The sequence below is a fragment of the Methylobacterium aquaticum genome, assembly GCF_016804325.1.
Taxonomy (GTDB): domain Bacteria; phylum Pseudomonadota; class Alphaproteobacteria; order Rhizobiales; family Beijerinckiaceae; genus Methylobacterium; species Methylobacterium aquaticum_C.
In genome coordinates this window covers 2,217,665-2,238,244 of the sequence record NZ_CP043627.1, presented here as the reverse complement: position 1 = coordinate 2,238,244, position 20,580 = coordinate 2,217,665, and the positions used below count along the sequence as shown (strand labels likewise).

General features: G+C 69.7%; 18 protein-coding genes and 1 pseudogene. 13 read left to right on the top strand and 6 right to left on the bottom strand.

Annotated elements, in window-relative coordinates:
* Positions 1-5: 5 nt before the first annotated feature.
* The 6 genes and pseudogenes from F1D61_RS09990 (at position 6) to F1D61_RS09965 (ending at position 7,504) form a co-directional block, all read left to right on the top strand.
* Positions 6-1,882, top strand: a pseudogene (locus F1D61_RS09990) (ABC transporter ATP-binding protein).
* A 19-nt stretch (positions 1,883-1,901) separates the two neighbouring features.
* Complete coding sequence (locus F1D61_RS09985; RefSeq protein ID WP_203157707.1) at positions 1,902-2,783, top strand: hypothetical protein; 882 nt, start codon at positions 1,902-1,904, stop codon at positions 2,781-2,783.
* Between the two features lie 235 nt (positions 2,784-3,018).
* Positions 3,019-4,848, top strand: coding sequence for an ABC transporter substrate-binding protein (locus F1D61_RS09980; RefSeq protein ID WP_432443239.1), 1,830 nt, complete (start codon positions 3,019-3,021; stop codon positions 4,846-4,848).
* On the top strand, positions 4,845-5,870 hold the full coding sequence (locus tag F1D61_RS09975; protein WP_203157706.1) for an ABC transporter permease: 1,026 nt from the start codon (positions 4,845-4,847) through the stop codon (positions 5,868-5,870). Before F1D61_RS09980 ends, F1D61_RS09975 begins: the two co-directional genes overlap by 4 nt.
* On the top strand, positions 5,867-7,033 hold the full coding sequence (locus F1D61_RS09970; protein ID WP_203157705.1) for an ABC transporter permease: 1,167 nt from the start codon (positions 5,867-5,869) through the stop codon (positions 7,031-7,033). The genes F1D61_RS09975 and F1D61_RS09970 overlap by 4 nt, the downstream gene beginning before the upstream one ends.
* 6 nt (positions 7,034-7,039) lie before the next feature.
* Positions 7,040-7,504: an NUDIX hydrolase gene (locus F1D61_RS09965; protein WP_203157704.1), complete on the top strand. Its 465-nt coding sequence runs from the start codon at positions 7,040-7,042 to the stop codon at positions 7,502-7,504.
* A gap of 28 nt (positions 7,505-7,532) precedes the next feature.
* Here F1D61_RS09965 and F1D61_RS09960 read toward each other — a convergent pair whose 3' ends face one another.
* From F1D61_RS09960 to F1D61_RS09945, 3 genes are all read right to left on the bottom strand, one after another.
* The gene (locus F1D61_RS09960) at positions 7,533-7,727 is read right to left on the bottom strand and encodes a hypothetical protein (protein ID WP_203157703.1); all 195 of its coding nucleotides are present in this window, start codon (positions 7,725-7,727) and stop codon (positions 7,533-7,535) included.
* A 162-nt stretch (positions 7,728-7,889) separates the two neighbouring features.
* Positions 7,890-8,204, bottom strand: a complete 315-nt coding sequence (locus F1D61_RS09955; protein WP_203157702.1) for a hypothetical protein — start codon at positions 8,202-8,204, stop codon at positions 7,890-7,892.
* 307 nt (positions 8,205-8,511) lie between these two features.
* The gene (locus F1D61_RS09945; RefSeq protein WP_203157701.1) at positions 8,512-8,697 is read right to left on the bottom strand and encodes a YegP family protein; all 186 of its coding nucleotides are present in this window, start codon (positions 8,695-8,697) and stop codon (positions 8,512-8,514) included.
* 552 nt (positions 8,698-9,249) lie between these two features.
* On the opposite strand from F1D61_RS09945, the gene F1D61_RS09940 reads away from it, so the two are divergent.
* Positions 9,250-10,107 (top strand): GGDEF domain-containing protein, encoded by an 858-nt coding sequence (locus F1D61_RS09940; RefSeq protein WP_203157700.1) that lies wholly within the window; start codon positions 9,250-9,252, stop codon positions 10,105-10,107.
* Between the two features lie 168 nt (positions 10,108-10,275).
* Here the strand turns inward: F1D61_RS09940 and F1D61_RS09935 are convergent, their stop codons facing one another.
* Entirely contained in the window at positions 10,276-11,814 is a 1,539-nt protein-coding gene (locus F1D61_RS09935; protein WP_203157699.1) for a DEAD/DEAH box helicase, read from the bottom strand.
* Positions 11,815-12,171: 357 nt separating this feature from the next.
* On the opposite strand from F1D61_RS09935, the gene F1D61_RS09930 reads away from it, so the two are divergent.
* Together F1D61_RS09930 and F1D61_RS09925 are read left to right on the top strand one after the other, a co-directional pair.
* Positions 12,172-13,242 carry an NAD(P)H-dependent flavin oxidoreductase gene (locus F1D61_RS09930; protein ID WP_203157698.1) on the top strand — a complete coding sequence of 357 codons (1,071 nt, stop codon included), beginning with the start codon at positions 12,172-12,174 and terminating at the stop codon, positions 13,240-13,242.
* A 112-nt stretch (positions 13,243-13,354) separates the two neighbouring features.
* Positions 13,355-13,897, top strand: coding sequence for a GNAT family N-acetyltransferase (locus tag F1D61_RS09925; RefSeq protein WP_203157697.1), 543 nt, complete (start codon positions 13,355-13,357; stop codon positions 13,895-13,897).
* A gap of 110 nt (positions 13,898-14,007) precedes the next feature.
* Here the strand turns inward: F1D61_RS09925 and F1D61_RS09920 are convergent, their stop codons facing one another.
* Both F1D61_RS09920 and F1D61_RS09915 read right to left on the bottom strand, forming a co-directional pair.
* The gene (locus F1D61_RS09920) at positions 14,008-15,459 is read right to left on the bottom strand and encodes an MFS transporter (RefSeq protein ID WP_203157696.1); all 1,452 of its coding nucleotides are present in this window, start codon (positions 15,457-15,459) and stop codon (positions 14,008-14,010) included.
* 102 nt (positions 15,460-15,561) lie between these two features.
* Positions 15,562-15,966, bottom strand: a complete 405-nt coding sequence (locus F1D61_RS09915) for a PaaI family thioesterase (protein WP_246775806.1) — start codon at positions 15,964-15,966, stop codon at positions 15,562-15,564.
* A gap of 69 nt (positions 15,967-16,035) precedes the next feature.
* Here F1D61_RS09915 and F1D61_RS09910 point away from each other — a divergent pair, with 69 nt between their 5' ends.
* From F1D61_RS09910 to F1D61_RS09895, 4 genes are all read left to right on the top strand, one after another.
* Positions 16,036-16,722 (top strand): histidine phosphatase family protein, encoded by a 687-nt coding sequence (locus F1D61_RS09910; RefSeq protein WP_203157694.1) that lies wholly within the window; start codon positions 16,036-16,038, stop codon positions 16,720-16,722.
* Between the two features lie 147 nt (positions 16,723-16,869).
* Complete coding sequence (locus F1D61_RS09905; RefSeq protein WP_246775805.1) at positions 16,870-18,126, top strand: ABC transporter substrate-binding protein; 1,257 nt, start codon at positions 16,870-16,872, stop codon at positions 18,124-18,126.
* A 115-nt stretch (positions 18,127-18,241) separates the two neighbouring features.
* The gene (locus F1D61_RS09900) at positions 18,242-19,270 is read left to right on the top strand and encodes a cyclase family protein (RefSeq protein ID WP_203157693.1); all 1,029 of its coding nucleotides are present in this window, start codon (positions 18,242-18,244) and stop codon (positions 19,268-19,270) included.
* Positions 19,271-19,610: 340 nt separating this feature from the next.
* Positions 19,611-20,561, top strand: coding sequence for a 3-hydroxyacyl-CoA dehydrogenase family protein (locus F1D61_RS09895; RefSeq protein WP_203157692.1), 951 nt, complete (start codon positions 19,611-19,613; stop codon positions 20,559-20,561).
* Positions 20,562-20,580: the final 19 nt, after the last annotated feature.

Sequence of the window (20,580 nt, the reverse complement as noted above, 5' to 3'; positions counted from 1 at the left end):
TCAGGATGACGGCACCGCTCCTGTCGATCCGCGACCTCACGGTCGATTTCACCACCGATACCGGCGCGTTCCGGGCGGTGGACGGCCTGTCCCTCGACGTGCCGGCGGGCCGGACCGTGGCCCTCGTCGGCGAATCGGGCTCGGGCAAGTCGGTCACCGCGCAGGCCATCCTCCAGATCCTGCCCAAGGTCGCGCGGATCAGCGGCGGCCAGATCCGCCTGTCGGATCCCGCCAGCCCGCCGGGCGTCACCGACATCGCGGCGCTGAAGGCCGATTCCACCCGGATGCAGTCGCTGCGCGGCGGGCGGATCGCGATGATCTTCCAGGAGCCGATGACCTCGCTGTCGCCGCTCCACACGGTCGGCGACCAGGTCACCGAGGCCCTGCGCCTGCACGCCGACGTCTCGGCCGACCAGGCCAGGGCGAGGGCGATCGAGGTGTTCGAGCGCGTCGGCTTCCCCGATCCGAAACGGGCTCTCGTCACCTATCCGTTCGAGTTGTCGGGGGGCTGCGCCAGCGCGCGATGATCGCGATGGCGCTCATCACGAAGCCCGCCCTCCTCATCGCCGACGAGCCGACGACGGCGCTCGACGTGACGACCCAGGCCCAGATCCTGGAGCTGATGCGCGAGTTGCAGGCCGAGACCGGCATGGCGATGCTGCTCATCACCCACGATCTCGGCGTCGTCGCCAACATGGCCGACGACGTGGTGGTGATGTATCGCGGCCGGGTGATGGAGGCGGGCTCGCGGGACGACATCTTCCGCCGGCCCGGCCATCCCTACCTGAAGGCCCTGATGCGGGCGGTGCCGCGTTTCCACATGGAGCCCGGCGAGCGCCTCACCCCGATCCGCGAGGTGAAGAGCGCGGTGCTGGCCCGCAAGGCCGGCGAGCCGCACCGGCCCGATCCGGCCGGGCCGCTTCTCGCCATCGAGGGGGTGCGCAAGTCCTTCACCCTGCGCTCGGGCTGGTTCAAGGGCAAGACCCGCACCATCAACGCCGTCAACGGCGTGTCGCTCAAGCTGCATCCGGGCCGGACGCTGGGCCTCGTCGGCGAATCGGGCTGCGGCAAGACCACCCTGTCGAAGGTGGTGATGCGGGCGTTGCGCCCCGATTCCGGCACCGTCACCTTCGACGACGGCTCGGGGCGCGGGCCTCGCGACGTCTTCGCTCTCAAGGACCGGGAGCTGAAGGATTTCCGCCGCGCGGTGCAGTTCGTGTTCCAGGACCCGTTCTCGTCGCTCAACCCGCGGATGACGGTCTACGAATTGCTGACCGAGCCCCTGCGCATCCACGGCGTCGGCAATGCCGACGAGCGCTACGAGCGCGCCAAGGAACTCCTGGACATGGTCGGGCTCGACCAGTCGTCGTTGCGGCGCTACCCGCACGCCTTCTCGGGCGGCCAGCGCCAGCGCCTCGGCATCGCCCGGGCATTGGCCTTGAAGCCCCGGGTGCTGCTCTGCGACGAGCCGGTCTCGGCCCTCGACGTGTCGGTCCAGGCCCAGGTGCTCAACCTGTTGAAGGACCTGCAGGCGAGCCTCGGCGTCTCCTACCTGTTCGTCTCGCACAATCTCGCGGTGGTCGACTACATCGCCGATACGATCGCCGTCATGTGCCGGGGCTACATCGTCGAGGAGGCGCCGAAGGAGGCGCTGTTCCGCAACCCCGCCCATCCCTACACGCGGGCGCTGCTCGCCGCCGTGCCCGAACCCGATCTCGACCACCCCCTCGACCTGAAGCTGCTGATGAGCGACCGCTTCTCCGATCCCGCGAGCTGGCCCGAGCCCTACCGCCTCACCGGCGGCGCGGCCGGCACCATGACCGAGATCGAGCCCGGCCATTGCGTCCGGGTCGCCGGGCCGGTGCTCCGGCAAGCCGCCTGATTTTCTCGACGAGATTCCGATGTCCCACGGCGCCGCCCTCCGTCCCCATCCCTTCGTCGAGCGGCTGCGCCGCCGCTTCCTCGGCCGCCTGTTCGATCGGCTGGGCTACGACCTCGTCCCGGCGGTGTCCGACTGGAACCACCGCCCGCTCTCGGGCCCCGAGACCGAGGCGCTGATCGCCGGCGCCGCCGCGCGCCTCGACCACGATCTGGCCGCCTCCGGCCTGTCGCTGCCCGGCGGGACGCGCGCGGCCGTCGCGACCTTCTGGGACCTGATCGCGACGGCGCCGGTGGCGCAGAAGCGCGGCGGCAACGGCTTCAACGGCGCGTTGCAGCTCTACGTGCTGATGCGGGCCCTCAAGCCGGAGGTGATCGTCGAATCGGGGGTGTTTCGCGGGCTCACCACCTGGGTGATGCGCCAGGCCTGCCCGGAGGCCGAAATCTTCTGCTTCGATCCCGACCTCTCCGGCCTACGCTACCGCGATGCCAAAGCGCATTACCACGCGGGCGACTGGTCGGCGGCGCGCCTGCCGCGTCTCGAGGCGGACCGGGCGGTCGGGTTCTTCGACGACCACATCAGCCAGGCCCGACGGGTGCTGGAGGCCCGCGAGCGCGGGCTGACGCGGCTGGTCTTCGACGACGACGCCGCGGCCCACCGCCTCCACTCCCACGGCGGTCCGGCCTTCCCGACCATCGCGATGCTGACCGCGCCCCGCTCCGGCGAGCCGGTGCGCTGGCGCCGCAACGGCCGGGAATTCGTCTACCGGCCGGACGACCCGGAGGCGCAGGCAGCGCGTGCGGCCATCGCCGCCACCCACGCCTTCGACGACCTGCACGCCGCGACCGGCTACTCGCCCACCCGCCTCACCTGGGTGCGCCTGCACGGGAGGGACGGGACATGACGCTCGGGTTCCGACGCCTTTTCAAGGACGCGACGGCTCACCCCTCCCCCCTCTGCGGGGGAGGGTGGCCTGCGGAGCAGGCCGGGAGAGGGGAACCCGGGCTCCGGAAAAGACTGAACCGTTCTGAGGGGCGCCAGCTGGATCAGCGTCGCGCTGCCCCTCTCCCGCCCCGCTCCGCGGGGCACCCTCCCCCGCAGAGGGGGAGGGTTGGGCGGGCATCGCCCTGTCCCTCCTGTTGTTGGGCGCCCTCCCCGCCCTCGCAGCCGAATCCCCCGCGGACCGCCTGCCCAAGCAACCCCTCGTCGTCGAGTCCACCACCCAAGGCCGCCAGATCGGCAAGCCCGGCGGCGACGTGGTCACCCTGGTCTCGAAGGCCCGGGACATCCGCTACATCTCGACCTACAGCTACACCCGCCTCGTCGGCTACGACGAGACCTTGGCCTTGAAGCCCGACATCCTGGACAAGGTCGAGAACGACGGCGACCGGATCTACACCTTCACCTTGCGCGAGGGCCATCGCTGGTCCGACGGCCAGCCCTTCACGGCGGAGGACATCCGCTACTGGTGGGAGGACGTCGCCAATGCCAAGGACCTGAGCCCGTCCGGCCCGCCGGAATTCATGATAGTCGACGGCCGGCCGCCGCGTTTCGAGGTGATCGATCCGCTCCACGTCCGCTTCACCTGGGACAAGCCGAACCCCCGCTTCCTGCCGGAACTGGCCTCGCCGCGCGATCCGTTCATCTACCGGCCGGCCCATTACCTGAAGAAGTTCAACCCACGCTACACGCCGAAGGCCGAGATCGAGCCGCTGGTGAAGCAGGCGAAGGTCAAGGGCTGGGCGGCGCTCCACAACCGGCTCGACGCGATGTTCGAGCAGACCAACCCGGACCTGCCGACCCTCCAGCCCTGGCGCGTCACCAACACGGCGCCGGCGGCCCGTTTCGTCTTCGTGCGCAACCCGTACTACCACCGGGTCGACGCCAACGGGCAGCAACTGCCCTACATCGACAAGGTCTTCATGGATGTCGCGGCCGGCGGCCTGCTCGCCGCCAAGGCCAATGCCGGCGAGGCCGACCTCTTGTTCCGCGGCCTCAACATGGAGGACATTCCGATCCTGCGCGAGGGCGAGCGGGCCAAGGGTTACCGCACCCATCTCTGGCCCACCGCCCGCGGCTCGGAACTCGCGCTCTACCCCAACCTGACCGTCACCGATCCGGTCTGGCGCCAGCTCAACCGCGACCTGCGCTACCGCCGCGCGCTCTCGCTCGCCATCGACCGGCGCACTCTCAACAACGCCCTGCTGTTCGGGCTCGGCACCGAGGGCAACGACACGGTGGTCGAGAAGAGCCCGCTCTACAGGCCGGAATACCGGACCCTCAATGCCGGCTACGACCCTGCGCAGGCCTCCCGCCTCCTCGACGAGATCGGGCTGACGCAGCGCAACGGCGCCGGCATCCGCCTGCTGGCCGACGGGCGCGAGCTCGAGATCGTGGTCGAGACCGACGGCGAGAGCAGCATGCTCACCGACGGGCTGACCCTGATTTCGGAATTCTGGCGCGAGATCGGCGTCAAGCTGTTCGTCAAGCCGCAGGACCGCACGGTCCTGCGCAACCGCGCCTATTCCGGCGCCGCCGTGATGGTGGCGGCGCAAGGGCTCGACCTCGCGATGCCGACCGCCGACATGTCGCCGGACGAGCTCGCCCCGGTTCACCAGGACACCTATGCCTGGCCGAAATGGGGCCAGTACGTCGAGACCAAGGGCAAGGAGGGCGAGCCCTGCGACATCCCTGCCGCGAAGGTGCTCATCGACCTCAACGCCCGCTGGATGGCCACCGCCGACAACACCGAGCAGGCCAGGATCTGGGGCGAGATGCTCCGGAACCGGGCCGAGAACCAGTGGGTGATCGGCACCGTCTCGGGCGCGCTCCAGCCGGTGGTGGCCAAGACCCGGCTCCTCAACGTGCCCGACAAGCAGACCTATAGCTGGAAGCCGACCGCCTTGATCGGGATCTACCGCATGGACCAGTTCTTCTGGGGGCCGAACCCGAAGGAGGCGTCGCGGTGATCCGCTACCTCGCCCGCCGCCTCCTTACCATGGCGGTCACGCTGCTCATCATCTCCGCCCTCGTCTTCGTCATCATCAAGCTGCCGCCGGGCGACTTCCTCACCAACCAGATCGCCGAGTTGCGCTCGCAGGGCGAGGCGGCCTCGGTCGCCAAGGCGCAGTTCCTGATGCAACAATACGGCCTCGATCGCCCGGTCTGGGAGCAGTACCTGCGCTGGATCGGCCTGTGGCCCAACCCGGAAGGCGCCTTCAACGGCCTGATCCAGGGCAATTGGGGCTGGTCGTTCGAGTATGACCGCCCGGTGCGCGAGGTGGTCGGCGACGCGCTCTGGCTCACCCTCGTCGTCAACCTGGCGGTGGTGATCTTCGTCCACCTGGTCTCGATCCCGATCGCCCTCTACTCGGCGACGCGGCAATACTCGATCGGCGACTACGTCGCGACCTTCATCGGCTATATCGGGCTCGCGACCCCGTCCTTCCTGCTGGCCCTGGTGATGCTGTTCTACGCCAACCGCTGGTTCGGGGTGTCGATCGGCGGGCTCTACGACAGTGCCTATGCCGGCCTGCCCTGGACCTGGGAGAAGGTGCGCTCGCTCCTCGCCCACCTCGTCGTCCCGACCCTGGTGATCGGGCTGGGGGGCACCGCCGCGATGATCCGGCGGATGCGCGCCAACCTCCTCGACGAGCTGGGCAAGCAATACGTCGTGACGGCCCGCGCCAAGGGCCTGCCGCCGACCCGGGCGCTGATCAAGTATCCGTTCCGGATGTCGCTGAACCCGTTCATCGCCGATATCGGCAACCTCCTGCCCCATCTCATCTCGGGCTCGGTGCTGGTGTCGCTGGTGCTGAGCCTGCCCACCGTCGGGCCGATCCTGCTCGCCGCCCTCAAGAGCCAGGACCAGTTCCTGGCCGGCTTCATCCTGATGTTCGTGGCGATGCTCACGGTGATCGGCATGCTGGTCTCCGACCTGCTGCTCGCCTGGCTCGATCCGCGCATCCGTCTTGGGGGAACTGGCCGATGAGCCTGGAGCTGCGCGACCGGCCGCACCACTTCGTCGACACCGCCCCCTTCGATCCCGGCCGCACCGAGCCGGTGGGCGCCGAGAGCAGCGCCGTCGACCGCGCCTCGTCCTGGCGCCTGACCTGGTGGAAGTTCCGCAAGCACCGGGTCGCGGTGGCGGCGGGGCTGATCCTGATCGCCTTCTACGCCCTGATCCCGTTCGTCGAGGTGATCGCGCCCTACAACCCGGCCAAGCGCCACGGCGACTACCTCTACGCGCCGCCGCAATCGATCCATCTCTTCCACGAGGGCCGGTTCGTCGGACCCTACACCCATCCCTACCACTTCACCTTCAACATCGAGACGTTCCACCGCGACTACACGGTGGACCGGACCAAGGTGCAGCCGCTGCGGTTCTTCTGCCGCGACGACGGCTATTCCTTCTGGGGGCTGGTCGACACCGACTGGCACGTGGTCTGCCCGCCCAAGGACGGCACGATGTTCCTGCTCGGCACCGACCGGCTCGGGCGCGATCTCCTCTCGCGGATCATCTCGGGCACCCGGATCTCGCTTACCGTCGGTCTCGTCGGCATCGCGGTGTCGTTCGCCCTCGGGTTGTTCTTCGGCGGCTTGGCCGGCTATCTCGGCGGCTGGGTCGACAACGTGATCCAGCGCGTGATCGAGATCCTGCGCTCGCTGCCCGAATTGCCGCTCTGGCTCGCGCTCTCGGCGGCTTTGCCGCCGAACTGGAGCCCGATCCTGGTCTTCTTCGGCATCACGCTGATCCTCGGGCTCCTCGACTGGCCGGGCCTCGCCCGCGCCGTGCGCTCGAAGCTTCTGGCTCTGCGCGAGGAGGATTACGTCCGCGCCGCCGAGCTAATGGGTGCCTCGAAGAGCCGGATCATCGCCCGCCACCTGATCCCGAACTTCATGAGCCACCTGATCGCGTCGGCGACCCTGTCGATCCCCTCGATGATCCTCGGCGAGACGGCCCTGTCCTTCCTCGGGCTGGGCCTGCGCCCGCCGGTGACGAGCTGGGGCGTGCTGCTCAACGAGGCGCAGAACCTCGCGGCGGTGCAGCTCCATCCCTGGCTGCTGGCACCGATCCTGCCGGTGGTGATCGTGGTGCTGGCCTTCAACTTCCTCGGCGACGGCCTGCGCGACGCGGCCGACCCTTACCACTAGGCGGCGATGCGCGAGCGCCTCGCCTCCCGGCTCCTCGTCCTCGACGGCGAGGACCGGCTGCTGCTGTTCCGCTTCGCCTTCCGCACGGGCGCGCTCGCGGGCAGCGAGTACTGGGCGACGCCGGGCGGCGCCGTCGAGCCGGGCGAGAGTTTCCTGGAGGCGGCGATCCGGGAGTTGCGGGAGGAGACCGGCCTTGCCTGCCCGGAGGCGGCGCCGGAGATCGGCGAGCGCGCCTTCACCATGCAGCTGATGGATGGCGAGTGGGTGAGCGCGCGGGAGCGCTTCTTCGCGCTGCGGGCCGGGACCGCTCCCCTCTCCCGCGACGGCTGGACGCCCGACGAGGTCGAGGCCCTGGCCGAGCATCGCTGGTGGTCGCGAGCCGAGATGGCGGCGTCGGGGCTGCGAATCTACCCGCAGGACATCGTGAACCTGTACGACACCGCCTGCGCCGTCCTGAAAGGTCCCGCGTAGGGCCGCGGGACCGGGATCGGGCTGCTCCCTAGAGGCTGGCCTCTTCGGCGTCGAGCGACGCCAGTTCGGTCCGCGCCTCGGAGATCAGGCGGGCATGCTGGAGCTGGAGGGCGCGGCTGTTGCCGCCCAAGCCCGCCGAGGAGCGGATCTCGGCGAGGGTCCGCTCGTAGTCCTCGAGCTGCGCTTCGATGCGCCGACGGCGCTCCGCGATGCTGTGCGACATTCCGGTTCCCCTTGGTTGTGGGGCGGGCCCGCCGCGAAGGCGGACCCGCTCGAGACGCCAAGCCCGGCCGCCGGAACGGCCAGGCTTGCACAGCCAAGGTCATGGATGCGGCGAGAATGCGGCGAGGCCGCCCCGGATGGGGCGGCCGGCCAGCGCAACGGCTCAGAAGCCGCGATAATAGCCGCGCGGGCCGTGGCCCCAGCCGCGATGGTGGCCCCAACCGCGGTGGTGACCCCAGTGGCGCGGGCCGCCGAAGCCGTAGCGCGGCCCGAAATGGCGGCGATGGCCGTAATAGCCGTGGCGCGGGCCCCAATGGCGGTGGCGGCCGTAATAGCCGTATTGCGCCCAGGCAGTCGGGACTGCGGACACGTCGGGAGCGGCAGCGGTCTCGGTCAGGGGAGCGGCGGTCGCCCCCTGCGGCATGGCGGCGACGCCACCCAGGATCAGGCCGGCGGCCAGCATCACGGTCTTCAGCACGTGGTCGGTCCCTTACTCATGCGGGCCTCCGGAGGGAGGCATGGACCGCGGAAACGCGCGAGGGGCGAAAAGCGTTGCGCCGCTTGCGTCATGAGATGAACAATAGGGTGCCGGATGCAGGCAGAAGCGAGAGCACGGAACGATCTGGAAGCCGGCGCACGGATCGTCTGTTGAGAGAAGGTCAATCCTCGACTTCGACGCGGAGGGCCGCCTCGTCGCCCTGGAGGTTCTCGACGCCTCGACCTCGCTCGCCGCAGGGGCCGACATCCGGAAGCTCGGCTCCGAGGCAGCCTGACGCCGGGCGTCGTCACGCCATCTTGAGCGTCATGTCGTCGACGCGGGCGTTGGTTGCGCCCTTCACGAGCGCGATGCCGTGCTCGCAATCCTCGCGGCGGACATAGCCTTCGCCCGAATCGGCCACCACCTCGCCGTTCTCGGCCCGCAGGCGCCAGCGCCACTCGCCCTTGCCGTCGCGATAGAGTTCGAAGCGCATCGGGGTCTCCTGTGCTGGACATGCCAGACCCAAGAGATGGTGTACCGGGCGGGCCAGGCAATGACGGGATTCGCGTCCCGGCCGGTCATGGGCGCTCGACTGCCGGGGGAAGGGGTCGAAGCGCAGGCCCTCCGGAAACGGGGCACGGCTTGCGACGCGCGGCGAGGTTCGAGCCCCCGACGCGCTCCGGAATGCCTCGGTGGTGCCGGGGCATTCGACGGGACGTCGATGGCCGCGCGCGAGTATCCTTGCGTCAGTCACGTTCCCCAGGGTACAGACTTACGCTTGGCTGGGTGGCAAGGGTGGGTGGAGAAACGCCGCGTCTCCATGGCGTGACGCGTGACGGGCAATAATCTACGTGCGACGTTCATTTTGTCGGCGGACGGCCTTCGATTTACAACATATTTACATGTTGGACGATTATATACTTAGCATGTTAATCATAATGAAATATGACTACCATTCCGAGAGGCCGAATCGTTTCAAGCTCTGCCACTTAACGCCGCGTTGAGCCAATTCATGTTAGTTCTCCGGAATGGAGGAGATCGATCAATGCTAGGTATCGATATCGATTTGATTGGGATCCCGGCATTCGTCATCGATATATGCTCGAATGATAATTTCTGGGTCGTGGCGATCAACCGCGCCGACGCTCAAGCAATGAATGTCGAAATATGTGATGTCATCGGACGGCGCGTCGAAGAGTGCGTTCCGCCGGAGGTTGCCGAGCACATCCTTGCTCGCTACTCGGAGTGTGTTTCGAAACGAGCCTTGCATGAATACGACGAGCGGATCGGCAGCGGCGACGAGGCGCGATGGTGGCGCACGACCCTGACGCCTGTCGTCGATCCCCAATCCGGTCGCGTGTGCCGGATCGTCGGCGTCTCGGTCGAGATCACCAAGAGAAAAGAACACGAAGACATCCTGTCGGATGCCGCATTCTCCGATCCCCTGACGGGCCTCGCCAACCGGCGCCGCCTCGAACGCGATGTCGCGCATGCGATCACGCGGGCGAGGCTCGAGCATCGTGGATTCGGACTGGTCGTCGTCGACCTCGATGGTTTCAAGCCGATCAACGATCGCCACGGCCACCGGCGCGGCGATGACGTGTTGCGTCACATCGGATCCTTGCTGAAGCTCAACGTCGATCATCGTGAAACGGTCGCCCGGCTCGGAGGCGACGAATTCGCCCTGATCATGGAGACGGCGAGTGCGGGGGACGTGCGGAAGCGAGCCGCCGCCCTCGGCCTGCTCCTCGATCGGAACCTGCTCATCGCCGGCGAGTCGATCAAGATCGGCGCCAGTGTCGGATGTGCGTTCTGGACCGTCGAGACGACGTTCAACGAACTGTTCGAAGTCGCCGACGCCGATATGTATCGACAGAAAGCAATCCGGAAGATGGCGGCCTGATCGCGGCCTTCGGCGTGGTGTGGGGATACGCTCGCTTCACAGATGGCCGCGGGCCTCGGGGCGCCGCCATGGGCGGCGCTCCCTTCGGTCGGCGAGACCCGGAATGCGAGAAGCCCGCGCTCCTGTCCGGAACGCGGGCCTCTCATCCGTCAACGGAGATCGGGTCGATCAGCGCGGGGCGCGGTCGAGCCAGCCGATCGAGCGGCCGTCACGGTTGGCCCCGCCGCCCGCCGGGCGCTGCTGGCGGTTGCCGTCGGCGCGCTGGCCCCCCTGGGGGCGGCCCTGGCCTTGGCCCTGCGGCCGGCCTTGACCCTGGCCCTGCGGCCGGGCCGAACGGCCCTCTTGGCCGCCGCGACCGTCATGGGCGCGGGGCTCGCGGTGCTCCTGGGGACGGCCGGCGCCGTGGCGCGGCTGGCCTTGACGGCCGGCCGGCTGGCCCTGGCGCCCACCGGGCTGCTGGCCCTGGCGGCCACCGCCGGGACGCTGGCCGCGGGGACCGGAGCCGGGCTGGCGCCGGTCGCGCTCGGCCTCGGCCACGGCCTGGGCGGCCTCCTCGCGGCTCGGGGGCACGAAGCCCTCGGGGATCGCCATCACCGGCACCTTCTGGCGAGTCAGGCGCTCGATGTCGCGGAGATAGGCCTTCTCCTCGTCGTTGCAGAACGAGATCGCGAGCCCGTCCTTGCCGGCGCGGGCGGTGCGGCCGATGCGGTGGACATAGGCCTCCGGCACGTTCGGCAGGTCGAAGTTGACGACGTGGGACACGCCGTCGACGTCGATGCCGCGGGCGGCGATGTCGGTCGCCACCAGCACCCGGCAGGTGCCGGCACGGAAGGCGGCGAGCGCCCGCTCGCGCTGCGGCTGCGACTTGTTGCCGTGGATCGCCGCCGAGCCGATGCCGTCGCGCTCGAGGCCCCGCACCACGCGGTCGGCGCCGTGCTTGGTGCGGGTGAAGACCAGCACCCGGTCGATCGACTCGTCGCGCAGGATGGTGGCGAGCAGCTGCTGCTTCGAGCCGGTCGGCACGAAGACGACCTTCTGGTCGACCCGCTCGGCGGTGGTGGCGACCGGGGTCACCGCGACCTGCACGGGGTTCTTCAGGTACTGGTCGGCGAGGCCGGCGATGTTCTTCGGCATGGTGGCCGAGAAGAACAGGCTCTGGCGCTGCGCCGGCAGCAGCTTCACGATGCGCTTGAGGGCGTGGATGAAGCCGAGGTCGAGCATCTGGTCGGCCTCGTCGAGGACCAGGTACTCGACGCCGTCGAGGGTGAGCGAGCGGCGGTCGATCAGGTCGAGGAGGCGGCCCGGGGTGGCGACCAGCACGTCGACGCCGCCCGCCAGCGCCCGCTCCTGGCGGCCGATGGTGACGCCGCCGAACACCACCGTGGTGGTGAGCTTCAGGAACTGGCCGTAATCCTTGAAGCTGTCGGCGATCTGGCTGGCGAGCTCACGGGTGGGGGCGAGCACCAGCACGCGGCAGGAGCGGCGCGGGGCCGGCTTGCCGGCGCCCTCGGTGGCGAGGCGGTGCAGGATCGGCAGCGCGAAGGAGGCGGTCTTGCCGGTGCCGGTCTGGGCGATGCCGCACAGATCCTTGCCCTGCATGGCCGGCGGGATCGCCTGGGCCTGGATCGGGGTCGGCGTGACGTAGCCGGCCTGGGCGAGCGCCTTCAGGATCGGCGCCGCGAGGCCGAAATCGGTAAACTGGGTCAAGTTGAATCTTCTTGGTATTTGGCAGCGGGATCGCCGCAAGGCGCGCGCGTTGCACGGCCTTCATCGCGATCCGATGTCAGGAGACCGCCCGCGTGATGGAGCGATCCGAGGGACGAGCGATTAAGAGAGGGCCGGGCCTGCCGCGCAGGTGCCGCGGCGAAATCCGTCACGCAGCCCTCTCGAGCGGACCGCGATCGGCCGCTGACGCTGCAATCCGCCATATGGCGTTGTGCGGGTGCGAAGTCAATCGGCGGATCCTGCATCCACCGCGCCGCACCCGTGCGATGAGCGCTTGCGAGGGAATGGCACCCGGTGGTTGATACGGCCAAGAGCGTCGTCAGGCCGGAGCCGCCCGAAATGTCCGACCACCCTGCCCTCGCCCGCGCGGAATCCTTTGCCGCCGCCTACGGCCTGCGCCGGCCGCTCCTCCTCGCCCCGATGGCCGGGGCCTGCCCGCCGGCCCTGTCGGTCGCGGTGATGCGGGCCGGCGGTCTGGGCGCCTGCGGGGCGCTGCTGATGCCGCCGCCCGCGATCCTGGCCTGGGCCGATGCGGTGCGGGAAGCGGGGCCGTTCCAGATCAACCTGTGGATTCCCGATCCCGCCCCCACCCGCGATCCCGCCCACGAGGCTCGGCTACGCGCCTTCCTCGGCCGCTTCGGCCCGGCGGTGCCGCACGAGGCCGGCGACGCCGCACCGCCCGATTTCGCGGCGCAATGCGAGGCGCTGATCGAGGCCCGGCCCCGCGTCGTCTCCTCGATCATGGGGCTCTACCCGCCGGATTTCGTGGCGCGACTGAAACAGCGCGGCATCGCCTGGTGGGCCACGGTCACGAGCGTGGCGGAGGCCCTGGCGGCGCAGGAGGCCGGGGCCGATGCGCTGGTGGCCCAGGGCGCCGAGGCCGGCGGCCATCGCGGGAACTTCCGGGCCGAGGAGGCGGAGGCCCGGGCGGTCGGCCTGATGGCCCTGCTGCCGGCGGTGGTCGATGCGGTGCGGATTCCCGTGATCGCCACCGGCGGCATCGCCGATGCCCGCGGGGCCGCCGCGGCCCTGCTCCTCGGCGCCAGCGCCGTTCAGGTCGGCACCGGCTTCCTGCGCTGCCCGGAGGCCGGGATCCCGCCCGCCTGGGCCGACGGCCTCGGCCGCGCCCGCCCCGAGGACACGCGGCTCACCCGCGCCTTCAGCGGCCGTACGGGGCGAAGCCTCGCCACCGAGTATGTGGCGGCGGCAGCAGAACCGGATGCCCCGGCGCCCGCCCCCTACCCGGTCCAGCGCGGCCTGACGCAAGGCATGCGCGAGGCGGCGGTGAAGGCGGGCGATCTCGCCCGGATGCAGGCCTGGGCCGGGCAGGCGGCGGGATTGGCGCGGGCGGTGCCGGCGGGCGAGCTGGTGCAGGAGATCGGGGCAGGGATGGATCGGCTGTTACGGTAGGCAGACGACGCATCGATTCGACGAGGAGCGCCAGCCGCCCTCCGGCTGATCGCCTCGGCCTCGCCCCGCATTGTCGGGCGGGGCCACAGGCAAGCGAGGAACGGAGACTGTCTTGGTTACGCTCGACATTGCCCAGCCCGACGATCTGCAAGCCTTCAAGACCGAGTTGCAGGACGCCTTTGCGGTGGCCGTCATCGAGGAGTTCGGGCCTCTTCCGAATGGCCCGATTCCGTCCGAGAGCGATCTCGATCACTCCATCGCCTCCCCGGGCGCCGTGGTTCTGCGGATTCTCTGCGACGGGCGAAAGGTCGGCGGCGCCATCGTGACGATCGATGGCGAGACGCACCACAATTCACTCGACTTCTTCTTCATATCGACGCTGGAACATGGCCGAGGTCTGGGTCGCGCAGCCTGGACGGCGATCGAGAATCGATATCCCGAGACGCGGGTCTGGACGACGCACACGCCGTATTTCGAGAAACGCAATATCCACTTTTACGTGAATACGTGCGGATTCAAGATCGTCGAATTCTTCAGCGCCCATCACCCCGACCCCCATTTCCCGGCCTCTGACGAAGCGTCACGGCAGGACGACTTGCCCGGCGGTGGCGAGGCCTTCCGATTCGAGAAGATCATGCGGGGGCCGGGCTGCTGAACCGGCCCGACGCGTCCCGCCGGCGGCCTCGGCCATGGGCATGATCCGGTACTGCCACCGCTCGGCCTCAGGCCGATCGAGCCGGCGGGGATGCCGGGCTCCTCGGCGTCCTATTCCGTCGCCGCCAGCGGCTTTGCCACATCCTCCAGCGACTTGCGCTCCGCCGCCACGCCCCAGATCCCCGCCACCACCCCGGCGGCGATCATCAGGCCCGAGGCCAGCAGGTAGCCGCCGAAGATGGCGGTGCGGGACTGGCCCTCGATCAGCACGCCGAACAGGGCCGGCCCCACCGCCCCGACCGAGGTGCCGACCGCGTAGAACAGCGCGATGGCGAGCGCCCGGATCTCCAGGGGAAACACCTCGCTCACCGTGAGATAGGCCGAGCTCGCCGCAGCCGACGCGAAGAAGAACACCGCCATCCAGCACAAGGTGAGAGTGGTCGCGGTGACGAGATCCTGCTGGAACGCCCAGCCGCTCAAGGCGAGCAGCACCCCCGACATCGCGTAGGTGAGGGCGATCATGGGCTTGCGGCCGACCGTGTCGAAGAACCGGCCGAGCAGGACCGGGCCCAGGAAGTTGCCGGCGGCGAAGGGCAGGATGTACCAGCCGACCCCGTCGGCCGGGACCTTGTAGAAATCGATCAGGATCAGCGCGTAGGTGAAGAAGATCGCGTTGTAGAAGAAGGCCTGGGCCGACATAAGCACGAGGCCGACGCCTGCCCGCTGCCGGTAGGCCTTGAGCGCGGCAAACACCTCCGAGAGCGGCGTGTGGCTGCGCTGGCGCAGCCGCGCCTTCGGGAACGGGCCGTCGCTCACGGTATGGCCCTCCTTGCGGAAGCGCGCCTCGATGCCGGCGACGAGCGCCTCCGCCTCCTCGTGCCGCCCGTGGGTCATCAGCCAGCGCGGGCTCTCGGGAATCCAGGTCCGTAAGGCGAGGATGATGAGCCCCAGGAACGCGCCGAGGCCGAAGGCGACGCGCCAGCCGAGGTCCGGCCCGAACAGCGCGGGATCGAGCACGACGAGCGACGTGCCGGCGCCCAGCACCGCACCGAGCCAGAAGCTGCCGTTGATGACGAGGTCGGTCCAGCCGCGGGCCCGGGCCGGGATCAGTTCCTGGATGGTCGAGTTGATCGCCGTGTACTCGCCGCCGATGCCGGCCCCGGTGAGGAAACGGAAGAGGCAGAAGCTCCACAGGTTCCAGGACAGGCCGGTGGCGGCGGTGGCCGCGAGATAGACCGCCAGCGTGATGAAGAAGAGCTTTTTTCGCCCGAGCCGGTCGGTGAGCCAGCCGAACCCGACGGCGCCGAGCACCGCGCCGGCGAGATAGCTCGACGTGGCGAGCCCGATCTCGGCATTCGAGAATTGCAGCGTCGGGCTCGCCTTGAGCGCGCCGGCGAGCGCGCCCGCCAGCGTCACCTCGAGCCCGTCGAGCACCCAGGTGATGCCGAGCGCCAGCACCACCAGGGTGTGGAACCGGCCCCAGGGCAACCGGTCGAGCCGGGCCGAAACGTTGGTCTCGATCACGCCGCCGGGGGCGGCACGGGAGCTCGGGGAAACCGTCATCGGGGCCTTTTTCGGCGCGGGGCTGACCATGTCCCCGTGGGAAATGGCTCACCGGGCCGCGACGGGAACCCGCAACACGCCGGAAACCTTGGAGGCGAGCGCCTACCCCTTCACGCCGACCGGCTTGAACACCCCCGTGGCGGTCGCCACGATTCGCCCCGCCGCGTCGCGGATCTCGGCGTCGCAGAACAGGATCGACTGGCCGGCCCGCGTCACCCGCCCCTCGGCGAGGAGCACGCCGTTCCCGGGCGAGAGGAAGCGGGTCTGCATGTCGAGGGTCACCACCGGCCGGCCGGCGGTGAGCCGGGCCACCGTGCCCATGGCGATATCGAGGAGGGTGCAGAGGATGCCGCCATGGGCGATGCCCAGGTTGTTGCCGTGCTGCGGCCCCAGCTCCAGCCGCAGGCGCGTGCGCCCCTCGACGACCTCCAACGCCTCGATGCCGCAGAGCCGGGCGAACGGGATGTCCGCGCCGTAGATCGTGCCGTCCGCCGCCTCGTCCATCATCCGCTCCGTTGCGTCTGTCGCACCTATGAGGAGTGTTCGCCGGCCTGGCAATTCGCGCTATGACGGCGCATGAGCGCTTCGACCCCCACCTCCTTCGTCCGCACCCGCTGGTGGTGGGTGCGTCACGCCCCCGTGCGGAGCGACGGCGGCCGCATCTATGGCGGCCAGGACATCGCCTGCGATTGCTCCGATGCCCACGTCTTCTCCGGCCTCGCCCCCGTGCTGCCCCGCGGCGCGGTCTGGGTCGCGAGCCATCTCGGCCGCACCCGCCAGACCGCCGAGGCCCTGTGGCAGGCCGGCGACTTCACGGTGGACGGCACCATGCCCCGCCTCACCGCCCTCCCCGCCCTGGCCGAGCAGGATCTCGGCGACTGGCAGGGCCAGGACCGGACCCGCTTCTTCGCCGAGCGCCAGCCCGAGGCGGCGAGCTACTGGTTCGCCCCCGCCGACGAGCGCGCCCCGGGCGGCGAGAGCTTTTCGGAGCTGTGCGCGCGGGTGAACGGCGCGATCGAGGAGCTGACCGCCGAGCATCGCGGGCGCGACATCGTGGCGGTGGCCCATGGCGGCACGATCCGGGCGGCGATCGCGCTCGCGCTGAATCTCGGGCCGCAGGGCGGCCTCGCCTTCGCGATCGAGAATTGCTCGCTCACCCGCCTCGACCACTATGCCGGCCCCGACGGGGCGGGATGGCGGGTCGGGATGGTGAACGCCCAGCCCTGGCTCGGCGCCGCGGACGGGGCCGGGCCGGCGGCCTGACACCGACGAAGCGGGGCCATACCGGTTTTTCAGCGCCGCCCCGCTCGGGCGGCGGTTGACAACCGGGTCCCCTTGTCCGGACCATGCACCCGGGCGCCCTCGACGGCGTACCGCACGAACGAACGTCTTCGACGAAGGACGGACCGGGTGAGGACAACGTTTCTGGCGGCGGCTCTGGCCGTCGCATTGCCAGTGATGGCTTGGCAGGGGGCGGCCTGCGCGCAGCAGGCGCCCGCCGGCCATTCCCAAAAGACCTCCGCGAGGATCTCGGACGGCGTCGTGCGCCTCGGCTTCCTGCTCGACATGTCGGGGCTCTATGCCGACGTGACCGGGCCCGGCAGCGCCGCGGCGGCCCGCATGGCTGTGGAGGATTTCGGCGGCACGGTGCTGGGCGTGCCCATCGAGGTCGTGGTCGCCGACCACCAGAACAAGCCCGACATCGCGGCGGCCACCGCCCGGGCCTGGTTCGATACGGACAGGGTCGACGCGATCCTGGACGTCGCGGCCTCCGCCACCGCGCTCGCCGCCGCCGACATCGCCAAGGCCAAGAACAAGGTCATCGTCTTCAACGGTCCCGGCTCGGTGCGGCTCACCAACGAGGCCTGCTCGCCGGTCTCGGTCCACTGGGCCTACGACACCTATGCGCTGGCCAACGCCACCGCGCTCGCCACCGTCAAGGCCGGGGGCGATTCGTGGTTCTTCCTCACCGCCGACTACGCCTTCGGCCAGGATCTCGAGCGCGACGCGAGCGCCGTGGTGAAGGCGAATGGCGGCAAGGTGCTGGGCAGCGTGCGGGCCCCGCTCAACAACGCCGACTTCTCGTCCTTCCTGCTCCAGGCGCAGGGCTCGGGGGCCAAGGTGGTCGGTCTCGCCAATGCCGGCGCCGACACCACCAACGCGATCAAGCAGGCGGCCGAGTTCGGGCTCAGCCAAGGCGGGCAGAAGCTCGCCGGGTTGCTGGTCTATATCAGCGACGTGCACAGCCTCGGGCTGAAGGCGACGCAGGGGATGCTTCTCACCGAGGGCTTCTACTGGGACCTCGACGACGAGACCCGGGCCTGGTCGAAGCGCTACTTCGAGCGCGTCGGCAAGATGCCGAACATGTCGCAGGCCGGCGTGTACTCGACGGTGACGCACTACCTGAAGGCGGTGAAGGCCGCCGGCACCGACGAGACCTCCGCCGTGATGACGGCGATGCGGGAGATGCCGGTGGACGACTTCTACGCCCGCGGCGGGCGCATCCGGGAGGACGGCCGCATGATCCACGACATGTACCTGTTCGAGGTCAAGAAACCCGAGGAGTCGAAGGAGCCGTGGGATCTCTACCGGCGCGTCGCCACGATTCCGGGCGATCAGGCCTTCCAGCCGCTCGCCGCCTCTCGCTGCCCGCTGGTGAAGAAATGACCCCGATGGCCGGAATACGGCAATCGAACGGCCCCCGGCCATCGGCGAGCGCGACGGCGCGCCGCCGCGCGCGCGGTGGACCGTCCTCGCAGCGCCAGCGGAGAGGACCGCACCGATGACTCTACGCTGGCGCCGCCGCCCGGAGGGCTCGACCTGGGGCGATTTCGGTCCCGACGACGAGCTCGGCCGGCTCAACCTCCTGACGCCCGAGAAGGTGCGCCAGGGCGCGGCCGAGGTGCGGGAGGGCCTGACCTTCTGCCTCAGCCTGCCCCTCGACTTTCCCGGCGGCAACGTGCTGAACCCGCGCCGCCACCCGCCGCAGATCCGTCCGACGGTGCGGGCGAGCGGCCGGCCGAACATGAATTTCATGGTGTGCGAGGAGGTGCCGGACGCCACCGACGTCATCAGCGACGACCTCGCGGTGCTGCACCTGCAATACTCGACGCAGTGGGACAGCCTCGCCCATGTCGGCTCGCTGTTCGACGTCGAGGGCGACGGCACCCCGCGCCCGGTCTACTACAACGGCTTCCGGGCCGGCTCGGACATCACCGGCCCGGCGACGGCGGAGGAGGCGGGCGCTCCCTCCCGCGCCCAGGCGCTCGGCATCGAGCGGCTGGCCGAGCGCGGCATGCAGGGCCGCGGCGTGATGATCGATCTCCACGCCCATCTCGGCGAGGCGCGGGTGGCGGTCGGCTACGACCAGCTCCGCCGCATCCTCGACGCCGATGGCGTCGTGGTCGAGCCCGGCGACATGGTCTGCCTGCATACGGGCTTCGCCGAACGGCTGCTCGGCATGAACCGCAACCCGGATCCGGCGATCGTCTTCGACCTCTGCGCCGGCCTCGACGGGCGCGACCGCAGGCTCCTGAACTGGATCACCGATTCGGGGCTCTGCGCGCTCATCGCCGACAACTATGCCGTCGAGGTCCATCCGGCCCTGCCGGGGGACGGCTGCTGCGCGACGCTGCCGCTCCACGAGCATTGCCTGTTCCGCCTCGGGGTCAATCTCGGCGAATTGTGGCACCTCACCCCGCTCGCCACCTGGCTGCGGGCGAACGGGCGCTTCCGCTTCTTCCTGACCGCGCCGCCCTTGCGGCTGCCCGGCGCGGTCGGCTCGCCGACGACGCCGATCGCCACGGTGTGAGAGAGGTTTGAAGGGCCGCATGGCTCGTCCCAACCTCGAGCTCATCCCGAGAGCCTGTTTGATTGATCTCAACAGGTCCCAAACCAACCGCGTCATTCCGGGGCCGCGAAAGCGGAGTCCGGAATCCAGAACCGCCGATCGCCCAGAATAAAGCGGACCGTGTGTCGCTTTATCCTTTCACATCTGAGGCTCTGGATTCCGGGCTCCGCTTCGCGGCCCCGGAATGACGAGGAGGGGATCAAATCTGTAGGATCAAACCAGAAGCTCCGAAGTTTGAGCGATCGACGGTCGCGGACAGATCGAAACCACGTCAAGCAACCAATCAATACGGGAGGACACCATGAGCGAGATCGCGGTCATCGGGGCCGGGCTGATGGGGCACGGCATCGCCCTGGTCCTGGCGCTCGGTGGGCACCGGGTGCGGCTCACCGACAGCCGGAAGGAGACCCTGGACCAGGTGCCGGGCCTGATCGCCTCGGCCCTCGACACCCTGCGCGAGGCCGGCGCCGTCTCGGACGAGTGGACGCCGGAGCGCGCCGCGCAGGCGATCCGCCTCGAACCCGACCTCGCCGCGACGGTCGCGGGGGCAAGCCTCGTCATCGAGGCGATCACCGAGAACCCGGAGGCGAAGCGCACCCTGTTCGCCGAGCTCGACCGGCTCTGCGCCCCCGAGACCCGAATCGCCAGCAACACCAGCTATCTCGACGTCTTTCCGCTGATCCCGGACAACCGTCAGAAGCACGCCCTGGTGATGCACTGGTACACCCCGCCCTACATCGTCGACCTCGTCGACGTGGTGCCGGGGCCGCAGACCGACCCGGCCGTGATCGAGGAGGCGCGCCAGCTCGCGCTGGGCCTCGGTCAGGTGCCGATCGTGCTCAAGCGCTTCATCCCGGGCTACGTCGCCAACCGGATCCAGTCGGCGATTTCGGCCGAGGTCTACCACCTCCTCGACGAGGGCGTGGCCTCGGCCCGCGAGATCGACGACGCGATCATCCACGGCCTGGCGCTGCGCATCCCGATCCTCGGCCACCTCGCCAAGGCGGATTTCACCGGCATCGAACTGCTGCGCCATGCGCTCGCCAATGCCAGCTACAGCCCGCCCCCGGCCCGCACCCGCTCGGACGCGGTCGACGACCTGGTGGCGCAGGGGCGCACCGGCGTGATGGCGGGGAAAGGCTTCTTCGACTGGGGCGGGCGCGACCCGGCCGAGCTGTTCCGCGACCGCGACCGCCGGCTCCTCGCCCTGAAGCGGGCGATGAAGGAGGTCGGCCGGATGGAGGGCGAGTGAGCGGTCGACCAGGGCCGCC

Coding starts and splice junctions, on each gene's coding strand:
- F1D61_RS09985 (WP_203157707.1), top strand. CDS start 1,902: ATGTCCCACGGCGCCGCCCTCCGTCCCCATCCCTTCGTCGAGCGGCTG.
- F1D61_RS09970 (WP_203157705.1), top strand. CDS start 5,867: ATGAGCCTGGAGCTGCGCGACCGGCCGCACCACTTCGTCGACACCGCC.
- F1D61_RS09965 (WP_203157704.1), top strand. CDS start 7,040: ATGCGCGAGCGCCTCGCCTCCCGGCTCCTCGTCCTCGACGGCGAGGAC.
- F1D61_RS09960 (WP_203157703.1), bottom strand. CDS start 7,727: ATGTCGCACAGCATCGCGGAGCGCCGTCGGCGCATCGAAGCGCAGCTC.
- F1D61_RS09945 (WP_203157701.1), bottom strand. CDS start 8,697: ATGCGCTTCGAACTCTATCGCGACGGCAAGGGCGAGTGGCGCTGGCGC.
- F1D61_RS09940 (WP_203157700.1), top strand. CDS start 9,250: ATGCTAGGTATCGATATCGATTTGATTGGGATCCCGGCATTCGTCATC.
- F1D61_RS09930 (WP_203157698.1), top strand. CDS start 12,172: ATGTCCGACCACCCTGCCCTCGCCCGCGCGGAATCCTTTGCCGCCGCC.
- F1D61_RS09920 (WP_203157696.1), bottom strand. CDS start 15,459: ATGACGGTTTCCCCGAGCTCCCGTGCCGCCCCCGGCGGCGTGATCGAG.
- F1D61_RS09915 (WP_246775806.1), bottom strand. CDS start 15,966: ATGATGGACGAGGCGGCGGACGGCACGATCTACGGCGCGGACATCCCG.
- F1D61_RS09910 (WP_203157694.1), top strand. CDS start 16,036: ATGAGCGCTTCGACCCCCACCTCCTTCGTCCGCACCCGCTGGTGGTGG.
- F1D61_RS09900 (WP_203157693.1), top strand. CDS start 18,242: ATGACTCTACGCTGGCGCCGCCGCCCGGAGGGCTCGACCTGGGGCGAT.
- F1D61_RS09895 (WP_203157692.1), top strand. CDS start 19,611: ATGAGCGAGATCGCGGTCATCGGGGCCGGGCTGATGGGGCACGGCATC.